Genomic DNA, 16,694 nt, shown 5'->3' with positions numbered 1-16,694 from the left:
AAGAAATAATAAACAGATTTTCGAAAGAAAATAAAAATAAAATACAGCGTCCTTAAAAAATATCGCTGATGTAATTGAGTAAAATCATTTGAGATTTTTCATAGCAGTTTAATTCTTGCCACTGAGAAACAGGCACTTAATTTCTGCTAAAGATGGACTAAAATCTTTTTGTAGCATTTCATCCACAGCAATGGCAATATCAGGAATACTTGCCAACCTATGTGAAAAATTCGGATATTCAGCAACCGATATCAGCCAATTGCAATCAAAAAGTTGATAATCAAATTTCTTAGGATTCAAGAGCCACTTTTCAAAAGTATTTAAGCCTGTTAACTTATCAAAATACTCCCACTCAACGTCAATTTTAAGTTTGGAGATGAGAAGAATAAAATTTAGAAAAGACAAATTGATTGATTCGAAGTTCCCTAATTTAAAAGTTCTGTTGTTCTTCCAATTATTGATATACAAAACATACTTCTCAAAGTAATCTCCTTCATTAAATTTAATCTCTCCTACATGCAGCAATAATTTATAAAATTCGTCATCAAACTCCTTGTTCAGAAAATCTGTGAATGCAACATATAAAATTTTCTTACATGGATCATCTGCGATCTGAGCCAGATTAATAGCTTTTCTGTAATTCTTAAAAGTTCCATCCTCTCGCTGACAATTTAAAAGCAACCTGTTAACCAAATTCATATTGGAATATTTGTATTGTGGTTTATGTTTAAGAAAAGCTTTCGGGATATCTCTTATTAAACCTTCATACTCGTGATTTGTCCACCACAAGAATTCAATAAAGATAATCCCAGTATAAATAATGTTCTTCTTACCATGATGTGAATTTGTTACGGGTTTGAAATTGGAAATAAGGACTTATATTACTTGATAGCACTAAGAATCCAGGTTGTGGAGATAATTTACCGTGAGCTAAAATATAACGAATCTAACATTTTATATTACCAATTAGCTTCATATTGTTTCCAATCTTCTGGAATTTTGTTTTTTTTAGCAAAAACACGACATAGATTATCTCCTCCTAAAAATGTTTTTTCTAAAAGAAAAATTTTATCATTTTCTATTTTTATTTTATATGTAATTATTCTCATAGCACCATCAGAGATAGCACCATACATATCAATAAACAAATATTTATCCTGATAAAGAATTCCTCTATTCCCTGTAATGTTCCGGTTCTTGTTTGAAAATTTTTTAGCAAATTCTCTAACTTGTCCATTAGGATAAAACTGGAGTGTTTTTCCCCATGTAGCAGCTATTTTTTCACCTTTTTTATAAAAATTAGGGTCAGAATCGTAACTATATTCTAATTCATAGAAATAATTAATATCTATATCTTTTAAAGTATCAGAACTAAATTTATATTTATTTGAAAATCTATATGAGGAAATAGGAACTTTTGTAAAACCATCAGATAAAACAAAATTGCTTCCTACACAAGCATTAAGAAGTCCTAAACTTAATATTGAAAAAATAATTTTCACCATGATGTAAATATATTTCGGGTTTGATATTGAAAATAAGGCTTTATATTTGTTGATAGCACTTCAAAGCCAGGCTGAGGAGACACCCAGCTATGTGCCATAATATTTTGTATAGGATGTCTTACATGTCTATCAGAATCAACACCTAGTCTGTAATTTCCCCAACCTATGTATGCAGCACCCAATCTATATCTTAGTCCTTTTTCCTCTACATAACTATGAGGTAAACAAGCTCCGTTGCTATAACAAGCCCCTTCTTTCATTCTTTGAGCATCAGATCCTCCGAATTCAGCATAACTATCCTTTGTTCGTTCTCCTGTAAATAAATTAAATCCAGCATGAAAATCGCCTACGTTTATCGTCATTGCAGCAGTTCTATATCGGTCATTACCATCTCCCAAATACCCTCCTACTTTATCGAAAGGACTTCCATCATTTTCGTAAGTAAGAGAAAAATCACCACTACCCAAACCGAGAATTCCAGTTTGTTGTTCATGTAAACCAGTCCATTTATTAGTACCTATACTGATACTGAAAGCTTTACTGCTATAATTAAATTGGACAGATTTTCTATATTCCCAACCTGCTTTTCCACTTCCTGCATGTCCTCCGTAATGCATTAAGCCAAACCCTCCCGATATAGCGAAATCACCTGCATGAAATGTCGCACTTACATTTGCACCAAATCCCCAACCCTTACCAATTGCAATACTTGGGGATATGCTAAAATCAAAATCTCCAATGGATAAATTCATTGGCGGAATAATACAAGAAATAGCAGAATTGATGGCAGAATTTCCTATAAAATTCCACATTGCCTGATTTCCAGTTCCAGCCAATCCTGCAGTGTTATAACTAAGCCAACCCATTATTGCAAACTGAAATCCTGCCTTTACAGCACTCCATCCCCATTGTCCAGTCATGATACCATGAGTGACATATCCTACCACAAAACTTACCGCTGCCACAATTAAATCGTCAATACCAAACCACTCTCCGTTAGAATCACTATATAGTAATGGATTATTCCATACGTATCCATATTTATTACAACTCTGGGTATTAGTAGGATCCTGTATGTTTTCATCTGCATTTAAGAATCTTCGTTATAGAGGGTCATACAATCTACCATTCATATGGATTAAACCAACACCGGCAAGATGCTCGTGAGATGTGTAGCCACGATTAATAAAAGTTGATCTGAATAAGTATCTGGATTAACGACCGATCCAGCAACAATTAAGTTCGTGAAATTTCCCCATGCATCGTAATGTCGTCGTTCTACTGCGTATCCGCCTTCGCTGGTAACGGCTAAAATGTCTTTGTGTAAAAACTTGTATGAACTTCTTCTCTTTTTGTAAAATCACTACTTTTTTAAAAACTTAAAATAAAGATAACACTTTTTTTTAAGCATATTCTCAAATTTTTATGACCACACGATAGAAATAGTGCGGCAATCGGGGGTTAATATTTGAAATCATAGCCATTATTAACTTTGGCACATTACCCAGTACCGGAACAGGGAATTATCTTATTCTATGGCAAAATAATTTTTTTTGGTATAAATTCAAAAGAACCTGTGAAATATTCATAACCACCACAACTGCGATTTATTAATTTTTTTAAATTTTTTTTATCAACAAATTCACTAACACCTGAATCTTGTAGTAATAATATACGCCCTTTTTTATAGCCTTTTAATTTATAATAATATGTTTTTTTACTTTCGCGCTCAACTAATTTTGCAGTTTTATCTAAGGACAAACTATCAATTATAATATTGTTACATTTTAAAGCAATGAATTTTTTAAAATCAATGCTATCAACTTCTTCACTTATTATTGTAATTGGTGTGAAATTTTCTGGCCCAATATTATTAAATTCATCTTCATATAAAAAATTATTTATTGTTGGGAATTCAACTAAGAAATTTTTGTTAGTAGAATTTTGAACTTCTAAAATTAGAGTAGAATCTTTATTATTTACAATAGAAGTAATTGTTAAATCCTTCTTATTACACGAAATTATAGATAATAGTAATAATATTATCGATTTTTTATTTATCATATTAATAATTAAAAGATTTAATAAGAGGTAATAGTAATTTGTCTAATTGTGACTTTGAATTCAAGAAAAAATATGTTGGTATGTTCATCCGAGTAAACCATGGATTTAGGTTTGACAAAGAAGAGGTCATCTTTCTAATTGCAACATGCCCCCATGTATCCAGTGATTGTGAGAATTTACCCGTAATATTACTTGCAGTATTTGCTAATATAAACTCAGTGGAATTATTTAATATTACGTGACCTACCTCATGAGTAATTGTTTCCGTAAGTAAAGATTTTGTTGCGAATGCGGCTTTGGAGAGATAAATATTTTTGCCAACAGTAACCCCTAAAACGTTAGAGTGTTCAGGAATACCTCCATATCCAAAATTTTTCTGAAGCCATGTCATTTTATAGAACGAACTATCTTGAGCTACACTATATCCTGAAGGTGCTTGCAAATAATATTTTTCTACCCCACTATTTCCTAAGCTCCCAAAACCCTTTTCAAACTCTTTTATCGTGCCATATGAATATTTTTGTGAATCTCCGCTGGCAACTGAATTTGAACTAATTAAATCATCTCGCTTAATCTCACTGATTGCTTGATTTCCATTTGGGTTTGAAAAAAGTTTCCCTAACCCATAGCTCACAGCACCAACAGCACCTCCAATCACAGCACCTTTCAATAAACCTTCAAAAAAGTTTTGCCCACTCATTATAGAAGTTATACCTCCAGTAGCACCACCAGATAATGAACCGACACCAACTGTGCCCCAAAATCCTGCGGCTTGAAATATATTGGCTATACCACCCGAAACTCCCCCCGTAATTGCACCCAACAAAACAGATTTTGCAAAACCACCTAAACTCCAATTATTAGTGAAAAGACCTTGAACTACATACATTGCGGCTCCAATTCCTGCTCCCACAATTGCACCCCAAATAATAGGAGCAATATAAGTAAGGAAAAAACCAGCTACAAAAAACTCCCCACTTGGATCATTATACATCAACGGGTTATTCATCACATATCCATACTTGTTGTAGTTCTGCGTATTTGTTGGGTCTTGTATGTTTTCATCAGCATTTAAGAATCTTCTCAAAAGAGGGTCATACAAACGACCATTCATGTGGATTAAGCCAACTCCTGCAAGATGCTCGTGAGAAGTATAGCCGCGACTAACTAAAAGTTTATCTGAATAAGTATCTGGGTTTTGGTTTGAACCTACGATTTTTAGGTTAGTGAAATTTCCCCAAGCATCATAGTGACGCTGTTCTATTACATAACCTGATTTATCTGCAACTGCTAAAATGCTACCTAGATAATCTTTGTGTAAGAAATAAAAAGATCCGGTATCTTGGTGTCTGTATCTAAAATAAACAATATTCGATTCATAAGGAGAACCGCCAATATAGAGTATATGTTTTTCTTCTTGAGTTTGGTTGTTCTTAATGATTTCCATACTGCCATCTTCACTATAGTATTTAGTGAATTTCGCATTTTGAGAATCTTCAAATTTGCCTCCGTAGCTCATGATCTGGCGACTTTCGCTTAAACCGTATTCAAAGGCATAATCATTTTGGCGACCTCTAATTTTTATGGGATCATTGTTTTCATTATAGGTGATGTTTTGAAGCAAAATGTTTGTTCCGTCAATTCCGTAGTTGGCAAGACCATTGGCATTAAGATTTATGTTTGAAGCACGGTAGATATTTCCGCCAATGGTATATCCAATATTTCCAAGTTGGTCGTTTACCGTAATTCTTCCCTTATCATCGTAGGTATTCGATGATTGTTGACCAGTTTTGGGATTTGTCCAATTAATAAGCCGGTTATTATTATCGTAAGTAAATGTTTCATTAATCCCGAAAATATAGCTGTACCTGACTACTAACTCATTCTTCACTGCATCGAACATATAATAATTATCGACAATGGAGGACAGCGGAGAGGTATGTTTTGCTGTAGAAATAAATCCACTAGGAGAATATGTATTGGTGATTTGTGCAGCTCCCAATTTGGCAGTAAGAGCTTGTCCTTTTGCATTGGTGGTTTGCAGTTCCCAAAGAATTTTATTGGTGCTTTCTTGTTTTAATTGATAAAGAGAACCATCCCAAGTGTTGTATATGTTTTGGATTGCAACAGTTGTTGTTACCCCACTAGAAACTAAACCCTGATCATATCTCGAAACACGACCATATTGGTCATATACAATATTTTGCTTGAAGAATTCTTTTCCGGCTATATATTCGGTAGTCCAACCCAATCTTCCATCAGGTCTGTATGAATAGGAGGTGACATATGTTTTTCCGTTGGCAGTTCCAGACTTTAAAGTGAGTTGTTTTGTATTAGGATCATATGAAAAGTTATAACTTTTATCAGTGCTTGTTCCATCTTTGGATTTTTCGATTATTTGATCCAATAATCCATTTGGTTTATAAAGATACTGCTTATATCCTTTTCTGCTTGTTTCTTCTTTTATCTCGCCAAAATTGGTGTACTTATATTCATATTTGCCATTTGCAGGATCATAGAATTCAGATTTTCTACCCCATTCATCATAGGAAGTTGTTACAGCATTTTCGGCATACTGCGCTTTGGTTTGTTGCCCTGCTGCATTATAAGTGTAGGTAATAGTTCCACCAGGATCGGTGGATAAAATGAGATTCCCGATGGCATCGGTAGCTTTTATGTAGGTTCTTCCGTAGCCGTTTTTTTCGACAATTGTTGTGGTTCTTCCGCTGATGGAAGTTTCTATTTTTTTACCACTATTTGCCGTCTGCACCGTAACTTTGGTAGGGAATACGGTATCATCATAAGAAATGGTATTACCTGATAATCCACCATAGTTTGGAGAAATTGTTGAAAAATAGGGTTCGCTTTCGTAAGTTTTTCTACCCAGACCATCGTACCTTGTTTCTTTAGCTACATATTTATTTTGTTCAAAAGCTTTGGTAAGAACTTTATAATTTTGCCCAAGGTTATTGGTGAAACTTACTTTAAGGTTTCCGTCGGGACTTATTTCGGTTACTTTCTTTCCTACTTTTCCTGCAAGAGTAAAACTTTCATATTGATAACTTGCTGTACCACCAATGTTAGTAGATGAAGTCTGTAATTTACCCCAACTGTCATAAGTATTGGTAATGTTATTATTTAGAGGATCTGTCTTTGTTAGAACCTGCCCCCAATCGTTATAAGTAATATTCTCTTCTAATCCGAGATTATCTGTTGTTTTAGTGACAAATCTGCCTTTGGCTTCATACTCTGCTTTAGTAGTAACTATAATTGCGTTTAGATCTACACTATTGGTGATTTCCTTTTTAGTGATATTTCCGAAACCTGCGGTATTTCCTTCGTCATAAGTGTATTTTTCTTTGATCCAACCCGCGGTGTTTTGTGCATAGTTTTGATCGTATTTAGTAAGATATTCTAAAAGATTATTAGAATTATAACTATATTCTTCTTTTGATCCTTTAGTATCTCCATACACCGTCATACTCACTGTTTTGGAAAGTGGTCGACCGATAAAATAGTCTTTTCCGGTACCAGTAGAGTTATTAAGATATTCTAGATTAGTTGTGGATATTGCAAAATCATTGTTAACCTTGGAGATTGTTTGTTTCGGCAAATAGTAATTATCGTAAGTGATAGTGTTGGTGGTGGCAATGTCTTTGAGAAAATCTTTGGTAGTGTTTTGTATTGGTACAATAACTTTTATGGCTTTATAAGCCAGTCCTGTTATGATATCTGTTTGGTAAGTAGTTTGTTTATAATTCAGGAGGTTAGGAGTATCAACAGAAATATTCTCAGGGAAAATCTCAAGTTCCTGTAGTTCGGGTGTTACACTTATCGGTTTGATACTCCACTCTTTTATAGGCAATCCCTCATTGAGTGGATCTATTTCTGCACCGCTCCATATTTTTGTATTTTCCATCCCATCGGCGTACCAAGTGGAACGGGCTGTTTGGCGGAAGCCGATCATTCCTCGACCTTGCAGATGGGTTATTAATCCCCTGTATCGAAAATCTTGTGTTCTGCCTTCTTGAGTCAGCCGAGAAACTGCGTAAGATTGAGAAACTTTATCCATTTCCATATACGGATATTGCTCCTTTTTTAAAGGTGCATAGAGATTTGGATTTACTTCGGGATCGAGTTCTTTGTATTCGATATTGGTTGTTATCCCGCCTTGGGTAATAGTGGAAATATTTTTATTAACACCAAGATTATAACTGTGATAACTTATTATTTTTCTATCGTTCGCATCCGTCAATGATTTCGAAATAAATAGTATTTTTGAATTACTGCCATTTATCCTAAAATCACCATAAATAGGACTCATAGAAGTGCCACCTTTTCCATTAGAAAATACATTTTCGCTTTTATAAGTCCATTTGAATTGCGAATTATTGGAGTTATATCTAAATTCACTCAATTTCCACAGAGAAGTGTTACTAAACCCATTTCCTTGCATATTATACCCTGCATAGAAATTAAAAAATTCTGATTTGCCATCATTATCAATATCAGTAACTCCTGGATAAGAATATTGTTGGTAAGAATTTGTTGGATTTTCATTTTCGTAATATTCTTGAAATCCTTGACAAAACTCTGACAAACCAGAACCATTATTTAGATAAATAGACCATCCTGTAACATTATCAGCATCAGCGCCTGAAAAAGATGTAATTTTAGTTAATGGCGCAAGTATTTCAATATTTCTATCACCGTTTAAGTCCGCAAACTGAATTGCTCCCGTTAATCCCTTTACAAAATATGTATCCTTAAGATAGAGGGAATAAAATCCTTTATAAATTCTTCTTAGGGAGTACTGATAAATTCTATTTAATGGTGTTGAAACAGTTTGATTAACTATATTTCCTGTATATCTATTTTTAGTAGCAAAACTAACATTAGTATTGGTGTTATAAGGATCCCGCTCAATGAACATGATATCTTGACCGCCATCATTATCAAAATCCATGATAGACCCTTTGCTTAAAATATTTTTAGTTGTAGGATTGTTTAATAGGGCTAATGTATCATCCTGCAATGTATCGTTATCAACTATTGCATATCGAAATCCTAAATCATTGCAAGACCAGTTATTAGGTGCTATTTGACTTTTGAAACATCTTGAATCTTTTATTGCAAAAATGAGTTCAGAAATACCATCAGAATTGATGTCAGCTTCTTTTGCTAATTCCAAACTAGAATAATTGGAGATGCCATAGTTAGCAGGTGTAGAATATGGAGGATAATAAGAATCTACAAATTTATACTTGCTATCAACTATAGTTTTTGTATACTCTACAACTAATGGATTATTAGTAGTATTTAGTACTGAAGAATCACTATTTACGGAGTAATAGATTAATTCAATATTTGGTGTTGTATGATAATCTGTGTCTAAAGATTTAATTAGTATTAAACCTTGTTTTGTTTTTACATAATTATCGGCAGACTTTATATTAAATGTCAATAATCTGTAGTACTGAAAATTAGAACTGACCCCTAGATAAACATAGGAAGGACTCACATTATTTACAGCATCAAAATAAATATAATATCCTTCGGGTTTACCATTTTGTGCTGCTTGTTTCACGATGAAGTCAACCAAACCATCTCCATTATAATCACCCGACGTAATTACATTTTGAAAATCCCCAAATGGTTTTTCTTGAATATTTGTTGTAAGTGGTTTTGTAGAAAAAGAAACAGGATTTGCTTCCTCATTGTTTGAATTAAATTCCTTGATGCTTTTTACAAACTGATAACCAATTATTTTATTTGGATCATCATCAACATTTACCGTACTATCATATTCAATATGATACTTTTTAAACTGGCTTCCATTGGTAGAAACAACGATATTTTGTAAAAGCCTATCTTGTGTAAATTGTACACCTTTTACATAAGAAACTTCTAATAAATTACGACTTGAATAATTAAACTGAATTTTATTAAAATGTGTTTTCCCTGATATCGCCTCATTCCCACCCCACTGAATATCACTAATTGTTGCGACGTTATTAATTTTATTATAATTGTAAGAGATATAATTTCCTTGAGCATCTTTCCATTTCACAATATTATATTCAACTGGGGTGGTCGCATTATTTGATCCTGTGGTTGTATTACCATACCATGCCTGAGAGCCATCTTCAAAAGTTACCTCCCAATATTCTGGTCCTTTCCATTCTTGCCCTGTAATACTTCCTATTGCTTTAACCTTTATATTAGAATATTTCTCTGTAGTGTAAAAAGAACCATTCGCTCCATCTTGACCAGGACCGTTTCCTCCACTTTTATAAATAAGTCTTTGACCATTGAAACTATAGTAATCGCTATAATCTAATTTTATCCCTGCAACTTCACCATCTTTTTCGATAGTTTTTCCCATTCGGGTAATACTTGTTATTCCAGAAAGATTCCAACCATAACCTGCGATACCGTTTCCGCCACCACTCGTATAAATTAAATTGACTTGCGGACCAACACTCTTTATTCCTGGAGGTAATGCTATAGGTAAAGTATATTGAAGTTGTCCCCCTCCGTTGACCTCTATGTTTCCTTGAGTATCATGAAAGGAGGTGTTTTGTGAAAAAACAAAATTGAAAACAAGTATTGTAATTAAAAGATAGAACTTCTTCATAAGTTTAGTTTTTAGTTACAGTTCTTGTGTAAACACTACCATCTGATAAATTGAATTTAAGATAATAAACCCCATAAGGTAGGTGGCTCATTCTGAAAATGTAGGAATTGGTAGCTAATGATCTGATGTTTATACTTTCGGTAATATTAAAAGCATTGTAAGGAAGCAAATCAATACTAACAATAAAATCTCGAATACTTAAATCCCATAAAACCGTGAGATCAGTTTTTACTGGAACAGGAACGGCTTGAATTTTATTTGCAACTTGATTCGCTAATGTTGTATTTATTTCTTCTCCTGGACGACAAGTGTTACATACATTGCCACTAGGACCTCGAAAAATTTGATTACCTGACTCATCGTAACCAAATAAGACTATAGAGGGGTCACCTTGAGATAGAATTTTTGCGAATTGTGAGTATACACAAGAAGAAAAAAGCAACAGTAAAAAGGAAAGGGATAGAGTTTTTTTCATAAAAATTTCTTTCATCTAAATTAACATAAAAATCTGAATAGCAATGTTTTATTTTTAAAAGAATTAACAATACGGTTATTTGTTAATGAAAACACACTAATAAATTTGAATCAATAACTTTTATTAAGATGTTAATTTCGAGAAAATTCCCTTTCTAAATTCTCTGAAAGTTATAAATATGAAATGTCGTAGAAAAAAATTGTGAAATTATGATTCAGTATTAATAAAAACCATTGTTTAATTGATGCATTTTAATTTATCAAATAAATCGCCATATAACCACAATTAACATAAATGAAAAGATAAGTCATAAAAAATATTATTTCTGCAGTAAGCTAATTTTGCAGAAATGAACGTTTGTACGAAAGAAAAGAAAAATCTTAAGAATTTTTCAATTATGTTCATTCCTGTACACGAGATCATAACGAGAAAAATAAACACGATAAAAATCCTATTTTTATATCACTAGTGTCCACTTAAAACAATCTGCCCATCAGTAAGTTAGGATTTAGTTCTTTGGATATTTGTAAGTAGCTCTTACAGGGATTTTATCGAATAAGAAGATTCCTAAAATCTGTAATATTTCGTAAGTTGAATGTTAAATTTTGAGGTCTTTTCCTACAATTGCAACCAAACAATAAGTGATTATTGTGGTGTGTATCTGGATGCGAACTGCATTTTCGGAAGTTTCCCAAAAAGTTTTAATCTTCAAATGTTGCTTCATCCACTTGAAAAAAAGTTCAATCTTCCAACGATTTTTGTACAGCATCGCTACTTGCAGCCCTGTGATTTCAAAATTGTTGGTTAGGAAGACAAAACATTTTTCCGGTTTCTGTGTCAAAACATTTTACTCTCCGCACTTTTTCGGGATAATCTTTTTTAGAATAAAATCCTTCAAGTTTTCCTTTATGGTCGCAGATTAAGCCGTTTTTTCGTTCTGACTTCAAGGAGTAAATTCTCTTGAATTTTAAATTATTTTTTGCTCTTACCACGAAAAACGCACCCAATGAATGAATTTTATAAAGTCTGGAAAAATCCACGTAAGCTGTGTCAAAAATATAATATGCATCTTTTTCGTAAGGGATTTCATCCATTTCTTTGGAACAAATGATTTGGTAATGACCACTTCAGAAAATGATGCATCTCTATTTTCAAAAGTAAATAATTTTCTTTCTGCCGAACTGACTTTTTCAACAAAGGTTTCATTAAAATCTTTCAAAAAATTGATAGCCTCTTTCCACTCTAATTTCTCCAATTTCCATTACCGCTTAATTATTTGTCCTCCTTCAGCACTTTTAAAATCATAAAAGCCATTTTCAGAAACTGAAAATTTATGATCAGTCATTCTAAAATAGTAATTATGTCCTGATTTCCTTTCGAAGTTGACTTTACCTTTTCTTTCAAGATGAAGAAAATAATCAATGACAGAAATTCGGCTGGAAATTTTCTCAATTTTTGCTCCTGAATAATAGGCCGAATTTGTATTCATTATTTCTTATTTTTTGCAAACTCATTAAACTCAAAAATATCTTTAGCCTCATTATCCCACTTTTTTCGAGGCAACAATTGCAGTGTTACGAAAATGTCTTTTTCTTTATTGTAAGAATCAATCCTTTCTAATCTTCCACCGTAATCAGTTTCGGCATGTTGATAAATAGAATACGGTAAAATCGTATCTGTAGGATAAATGTAATAACGCGCAAAGCTTTTGGCTGAAATCACCTCAAATCTTTTGTACTTTTTACTAAATAAAACAGTATCACTTAGATTCTTTCGATGGAGATAGTTCGGAATCCATTCTCTTGAAAAAAGAGCGCCTGCATTCTTTTTTTCAATAAAAACCGGCTTTTGTTTTTTGGAAATTTCAGACAGTAGACTGCTGCTGTTTTCCTTACCCAATGAATAATATAAAGAATCTTGTATATAATAAATTTCATTGGTTATTTCTGGGAAAGTGAGATCAGGAATTAATTCAATGATGGTATCTCCCGAATAATTAATCCGCGAAAGATGAAAATTCTGTACTTTGTCTAAACCTTTCGAAGCTTCAAAATAAACATTTGAAATAAGATCGATACCTCCTTTTTCAGATTTGATTTCTTTATGGCAAGCGTTTACTATAAAAAGAAAAACCATGGTGGGTAAAATAATGACAGCTTTATACATTTTTTTATTTTTTCCTGTTTTGTAGTCCTGAGTATTTGATTTCATAAGTAATGTTGTTAAAAAATATAACGGCAAGCTTTACGATTAAAACTTACCGCTCGTGAGGGCAATGAGTAAGTGAGATTTATCGCTTAATACTTTGTTCCTTCATGTTCTTCTTTTCGTGCACATGGTCATTCTCCAAACCCTCTAATGGCTTGTTCGTATTGATCCTGTTCATATCCTGATCGTACAGGCATAAATTTTTATATTGAGGATTCAAAACTGCTTTTCCTTCGACTTTATGATCATCCAGTTCAAATTTGACCTTAACAACATTTCCTTTTTCCAAGGATTTTATGGTGGTCTCTTTATGCTCAGGTCTTTCAAAAATCAGGTTTGATTTTTCTACAATCTGTGCGGTATCTACCCCATAATTTTTATAAAAATTCTGGAAGTTATAATTTCCTTTTTCCGATTTAGGTTCTACGAAGTTTAGTTTAACGAAAGCTGGTTCCAGTTGTTCCGTTTTCGGATTAATGAATTCTATTTTCACGGAACGACCTTCTAAAAGGTTGACTGCTTCCTTAGCTGTGAAAGTATTTTCCCGATTTACCGTAAAATTTTGAGAAATGCCTTCTCCTTTTTCATTATTTAAAACTGCGTGGTAAGAGTTTAGAAAAACCCCATCATTTTCAGTCTTATTGAATTTTAAGGTAAAATCAACATTATTTCCGGGTAATGCTTTGTCTGAATTCGTTTTAATTTCAAACTGTTTTTCAGCAGAATTCATTCCCGATTCTAAATCCTTGTGAAGTTTTTCTCCCTCACCAAAACCAAGGTATTTTAATTGATTTCTTAAATAATCTACTTGGTTAAATTCTTTTTGTGTTTCCATAATTTTTGATTTTTGATTTTGTTTATAATGATTAAGGCTCGAATCTTCACGTACTTCACCATTCATTTCTTTTTGATTTCTAAGTACTCCACTGTCAGCAAATGATTCATACAATTTTCTTCCATTTTCACTGTTGAATAGAATAGCATCTAAAATTTCAATTCCTGAAAAATGAAGTTTTTTATTGTAGGTGTTAACTTGCTCCGGAGTGATATTGTTTCCATATAAAATGCATTTTGATCCGCCAAACTTTGCTACTTTTCCAATGATAAAATCAAGTTGATTATCTGGTGGCATAATAAATTTTCCAACGATATTCAACTGATTATTGAGCACGAGCAATTCTGTCTTATCAGATATGCCAAATTTTTGTGACGTAATAAATTTTGCAATATCTGTTGAACTGGTTATTTTAACTGGTTGATAATTTTCGACCAAAACCTGTTTACTGAAAGAATACGGTTGTATTTCTTTAAAAGATTGTGGGTTTGATTTCATATCAATATTTTCAGTTTCATTCTCATCAAATACGACATACTTTCCACTTCGTAAATTGATAATGACCCCGTTATTGACCTTTATATTTGAATCTTCTAATGCTTTTTTTAATTTGATGATACAATCCTTATCAGCTTTTGAAACTTTCAAATTTCCGCTCGGATGGTTATGAACTAGAGTTATTGCTTTCGGCTTGACTTCCAAAACATTTCCAATCAAAAGCCGATTATCTACAAATGCTGCATCAAAAGTTCCGGTAGAAATATGCTGAACAAAATATCCTTTATCCTCAAAATCATAGACTAAAAAAGCATGTTCTACGGCTTCATCTTCCAGTGCTTTAAATAGCCATGCAACATCATCAATACTTCCGATTTTTTCATTTCCAAAGAGTTGAAGTGATTTATTCTCAGCAAAACGCCGTTCTACTAATGCAAAATCGTTGGATTGCAAAGAATTTTCCGGTTCCCGTAGTAAATTGGATCCGGCACCAGTTTCATGGGGATTAAACAATTTAAAAGGTAATTTTTCACCCGACGAGGTTTTTGCATACCTTGTTGTTTCATCTTCCTCAAAAATAAAATTTGAGTTTGCCGATATTTTCGTTTTTTCTTCTGTTGCAATCGATTGAACTTCTTTTTCATTTTGAGTTAAATTGGGGTGGTATTTATCTTCGAGTTCTTTTCTAATTTCTTGGATCGGAACAATTGCGTCGTAATCGATGAGATGTGGCTTTTTCCCTTCTTCTAATCTCACGATCAAAGATTCTCCAGTTTTAAAATAATTGAATCCCATTTTCATAAATTCGAGATTAGCTATAGCCTCATCGATGTCGGAAAATTCCATTTTTTGAAAACCCACAGATTTAATTTGTTCGCTGTACTTGCCTATTTCTAATGTTATACTCATATTTCATTTTTTAGAATGGTGAGATTTTTAACTATTTATCTTCTGAAACCTCTTGATTTCTCCTGATTTTCTTCTAGGTTGAATTTTTCTTCTCTTATCCGATTAGCATCTTGATACAAATCAGGATCATTCACATTGAGTTGAACTTCTGATTGTTCTTGTTTTTGAGAATTACTCTCATTTTGAGAACCACCATTTACGGTGTTGATTTCTTTTGACAAAATATTTAAATCGTTGGTTATTTCTTTTGCCATCTCAGGGAATTGATCAATTTTATCCTGAAGAAAACCTTTCAGTTTTAAAAGTTCAATTTTGTAGCGGTTTGTTTCACCTCTTGCGTTTTTGATTAAATCAAACTCCACCACTTTGTTGGTTTCTTTATCAATTACAAATGCTTTTTTCTCAAAATTCAATTCATTATTTGATTTTGAAAAATCTTGAATATTGGAATATTCAATTTTATCTTTACTGTTGGTGAGGATTTCAGAAATACTCTTATCTCTCTCAAGAAAAATCACATTCAGTCTGCTGTTATTTTCAACAAGTTGAAAAGTTGCTCTGCTTTTGTCGTTATCTGCGACGATGGTATATCCCTGCAAAAACTTTTGAATATCGTTGGCAGAAAGTTTTTTTGAAAAAGAGTTATCTGCATCGATGATTCCGTATTTTTTTAAGTCGTCAATTGGTAAATTGTTAGTTTGCATAATAGGTTGCGATTAAATTGTTTGCTTTAATAAGATCATTTAGGAACCGAATAGGATTTATATAATTTCCATTTTCAGTAACTGAAAAGTGTAAATGTGCTCCAGTAGAATTTCCAGAATTTCCACTTTTCGCGATGATAAATCCGGCTTTTACATATTCTCCCACTTTGTAATAAATTTGCGATAAATGGAGATAGGAGGTTACATAGGAATTGGAATGTCTGATTTTAATATAATTTCCACCACCGCCAGAATCCCATCCTGCTTCCGTTATGATTCCATCCATTACAGAATGAACATTTTCATAATTCGCTTTTAAATCAGCACCATTATGCATTTTCATTTTTCCAAATATGGGATGAATACGAGTTCCAAAAGGTGAGGTCACCATAATTCCGTTTTTCAATGGCATAAATATTTTTGAAACTGCATTTGGTTGATCATCATTAACAAAATCATATTGTTTAATAGATGTTCTTGAATTAATTTCGGTTGAATTTTCAATATTTTTTTTCATCATTTGTATTAAGGAATCTTCAATCTTTTTGAAATTGAGTTTTTCATTTGTATTCTTAGACAGACTATATTTGAGCATAAGCGTTTTTAAAGAATCCAATTCTCTTTTCAATTTGGCTTTTGAAGTAGTATTAAAGAATTTTATTCGAATGTTTTTCTTTTTCTCTTTTTCATCTTTGACTTTTTCATCTTTGTCCTTTCCCACTTGCTGCATCTCTTCTTTTTTAGGGAAAATTTCATCCTTCTTCATTGAATTTCTGGTAAGCGTGTTGAACTGTGCAAATGCCAGCGAACCGCAAAACAAGACTAGAAAAGTCACCTTATATTTAAACTGTTGTTTCAT

The 16,694-nt window shown here is 32.7% G+C and carries 12 protein-coding genes; all 12 read right to left on the bottom strand.

Translation table 11 applies throughout. The features are described 5' to 3' along the window. Positions 1-108: 108 nt before the first annotated feature. A complete protein-coding gene (locus tag QGN23_RS01505; protein ID WP_282905271.1) occupies positions 109-699 on the bottom strand; it encodes a hypothetical protein in 591 nt (196 codons plus the stop codon). A 260-nt stretch (positions 700-959) separates the two neighbouring features. Then, complete coding sequence (locus QGN23_RS01500) at positions 960-1,505, bottom strand: hypothetical protein (RefSeq protein WP_282905270.1); 546 nt, start codon at positions 1,503-1,505, stop codon at positions 960-962. After that, a complete protein-coding gene (locus tag QGN23_RS01495; RefSeq protein ID WP_282905269.1) occupies positions 1,499-2,470 on the bottom strand; it encodes a polymorphic toxin type 23 domain-containing protein in 972 nt (323 codons plus the stop codon). The genes QGN23_RS01500 and QGN23_RS01495 overlap by 7 nt, the downstream gene beginning before the upstream one ends. Before the next feature lie 568 nt (positions 2,471-3,038). Then, on the bottom strand, positions 3,039-3,569 hold the full coding sequence (locus tag QGN23_RS01490) for a hypothetical protein (RefSeq protein WP_282905268.1): 531 nt from the start codon (positions 3,567-3,569) through the stop codon (positions 3,039-3,041). A gap of 1 nt (position 3,570) precedes the next feature. Further along, a complete protein-coding gene (locus QGN23_RS01485; protein ID WP_282905267.1) occupies positions 3,571-10,206 on the bottom strand; it encodes an RHS repeat-associated core domain-containing protein in 6,636 nt (2,211 codons plus the stop codon). A gap of 4 nt (positions 10,207-10,210) precedes the next feature. Next, positions 10,211-10,696: a hypothetical protein gene (locus QGN23_RS01480; RefSeq protein ID WP_282905266.1), complete on the bottom strand. Its 486-nt coding sequence runs from the start codon at positions 10,694-10,696 to the stop codon at positions 10,211-10,213. A 583-nt stretch (positions 10,697-11,279) separates the two neighbouring features. Further along, positions 11,280-11,522, bottom strand: coding sequence for a transposase (locus tag QGN23_RS14880; protein ID WP_396127339.1), 243 nt, complete (start codon positions 11,520-11,522; stop codon positions 11,280-11,282). A gap of 420 nt (positions 11,523-11,942) precedes the next feature. After that, positions 11,943-12,170, bottom strand: coding sequence for a hypothetical protein (locus QGN23_RS01475; protein WP_282905265.1), 228 nt, complete (start codon positions 12,168-12,170; stop codon positions 11,943-11,945). Continuing rightward, a complete protein-coding gene (locus QGN23_RS01470) occupies positions 12,170-12,892 on the bottom strand; it encodes a hypothetical protein (protein WP_317622314.1) in 723 nt (240 codons plus the stop codon). The genes QGN23_RS01475 and QGN23_RS01470 overlap by 1 nt, the downstream gene beginning before the upstream one ends. A gap of 79 nt (positions 12,893-12,971) precedes the next feature. Beyond that, on the bottom strand, positions 12,972-15,131 hold the full coding sequence (locus QGN23_RS01465; RefSeq protein WP_282905264.1) for a JAB domain-containing protein: 2,160 nt from the start codon (positions 15,129-15,131) through the stop codon (positions 12,972-12,974). Positions 15,132-15,166: 35 nt separating this feature from the next. Then, complete coding sequence (locus tag QGN23_RS01460; protein WP_282905263.1) at positions 15,167-15,835, bottom strand: hypothetical protein; 669 nt, start codon at positions 15,833-15,835, stop codon at positions 15,167-15,169. Further along, on the bottom strand, positions 15,825-16,694 hold the full coding sequence (locus tag QGN23_RS01455; protein ID WP_282905262.1) for a M23 family metallopeptidase: 870 nt from the start codon (positions 16,692-16,694) through the stop codon (positions 15,825-15,827). The genes QGN23_RS01460 and QGN23_RS01455 overlap by 11 nt, the downstream gene beginning before the upstream one ends.

The sequence above is a fragment of the Chryseobacterium gotjawalense genome (assembly GCF_030012525.1).
Classification (GTDB): Bacteria; Bacteroidota; Bacteroidia; order Flavobacteriales; family Weeksellaceae; genus Kaistella; species Kaistella gotjawalense.
Note: the sequence above shows the minus strand (reverse complement) of the source record. Positions and strands in the feature narration are given on the sequence as shown.

Excerpts from the sequence above, each read along its gene's own strand:
- QGN23_RS01505 (WP_282905271.1), bottom strand. The coding sequence starts at position 699 with ATGAATTTGGTTAACAGGTTGCTTTTAAATTGTCAGCGAGAGGATGGA.
- QGN23_RS01500 (WP_282905270.1), bottom strand. The coding sequence starts at position 1,505 with ATGGTGAAAATTATTTTTTCAATATTAAGTTTAGGACTTCTTAATGCT.
- QGN23_RS01490 (WP_282905268.1), bottom strand. The coding sequence starts at position 3,569 with ATGATAAATAAAAAATCGATAATATTATTACTATTATCTATAATTTCG.
- QGN23_RS01485 (WP_282905267.1), bottom strand. The coding sequence starts at position 10,206 with ATGAAGAAGTTCTATCTTTTAATTACAATACTTGTTTTCAATTTTGTT.
- QGN23_RS01480 (WP_282905266.1), bottom strand. The coding sequence starts at position 10,696 with ATGAAAGAAATTTTTATGAAAAAAACTCTATCCCTTTCCTTTTTACTG.
- QGN23_RS01475 (WP_282905265.1), bottom strand. The coding sequence starts at position 12,170 with ATGAATACAAATTCGGCCTATTATTCAGGAGCAAAAATTGAGAAAATT.
- QGN23_RS01470 (WP_317622314.1), bottom strand. The coding sequence starts at position 12,892 with ATGAAATCAAATACTCAGGACTACAAAACAGGAAAAAATAAAAAAATG.
- QGN23_RS01465 (WP_282905264.1), bottom strand. The coding sequence starts at position 15,131 with ATGAGTATAACATTAGAAATAGGCAAGTACAGCGAACAAATTAAATCT.
- QGN23_RS01460 (WP_282905263.1), bottom strand. The coding sequence starts at position 15,835 with ATGCAAACTAACAATTTACCAATTGACGACTTAAAAAAATACGGAATC.
- QGN23_RS01455 (WP_282905262.1), bottom strand. The coding sequence starts at position 16,694 with ATGAAACAACAGTTTAAATATAAGGTGACTTTTCTAGTCTTGTTTTGC.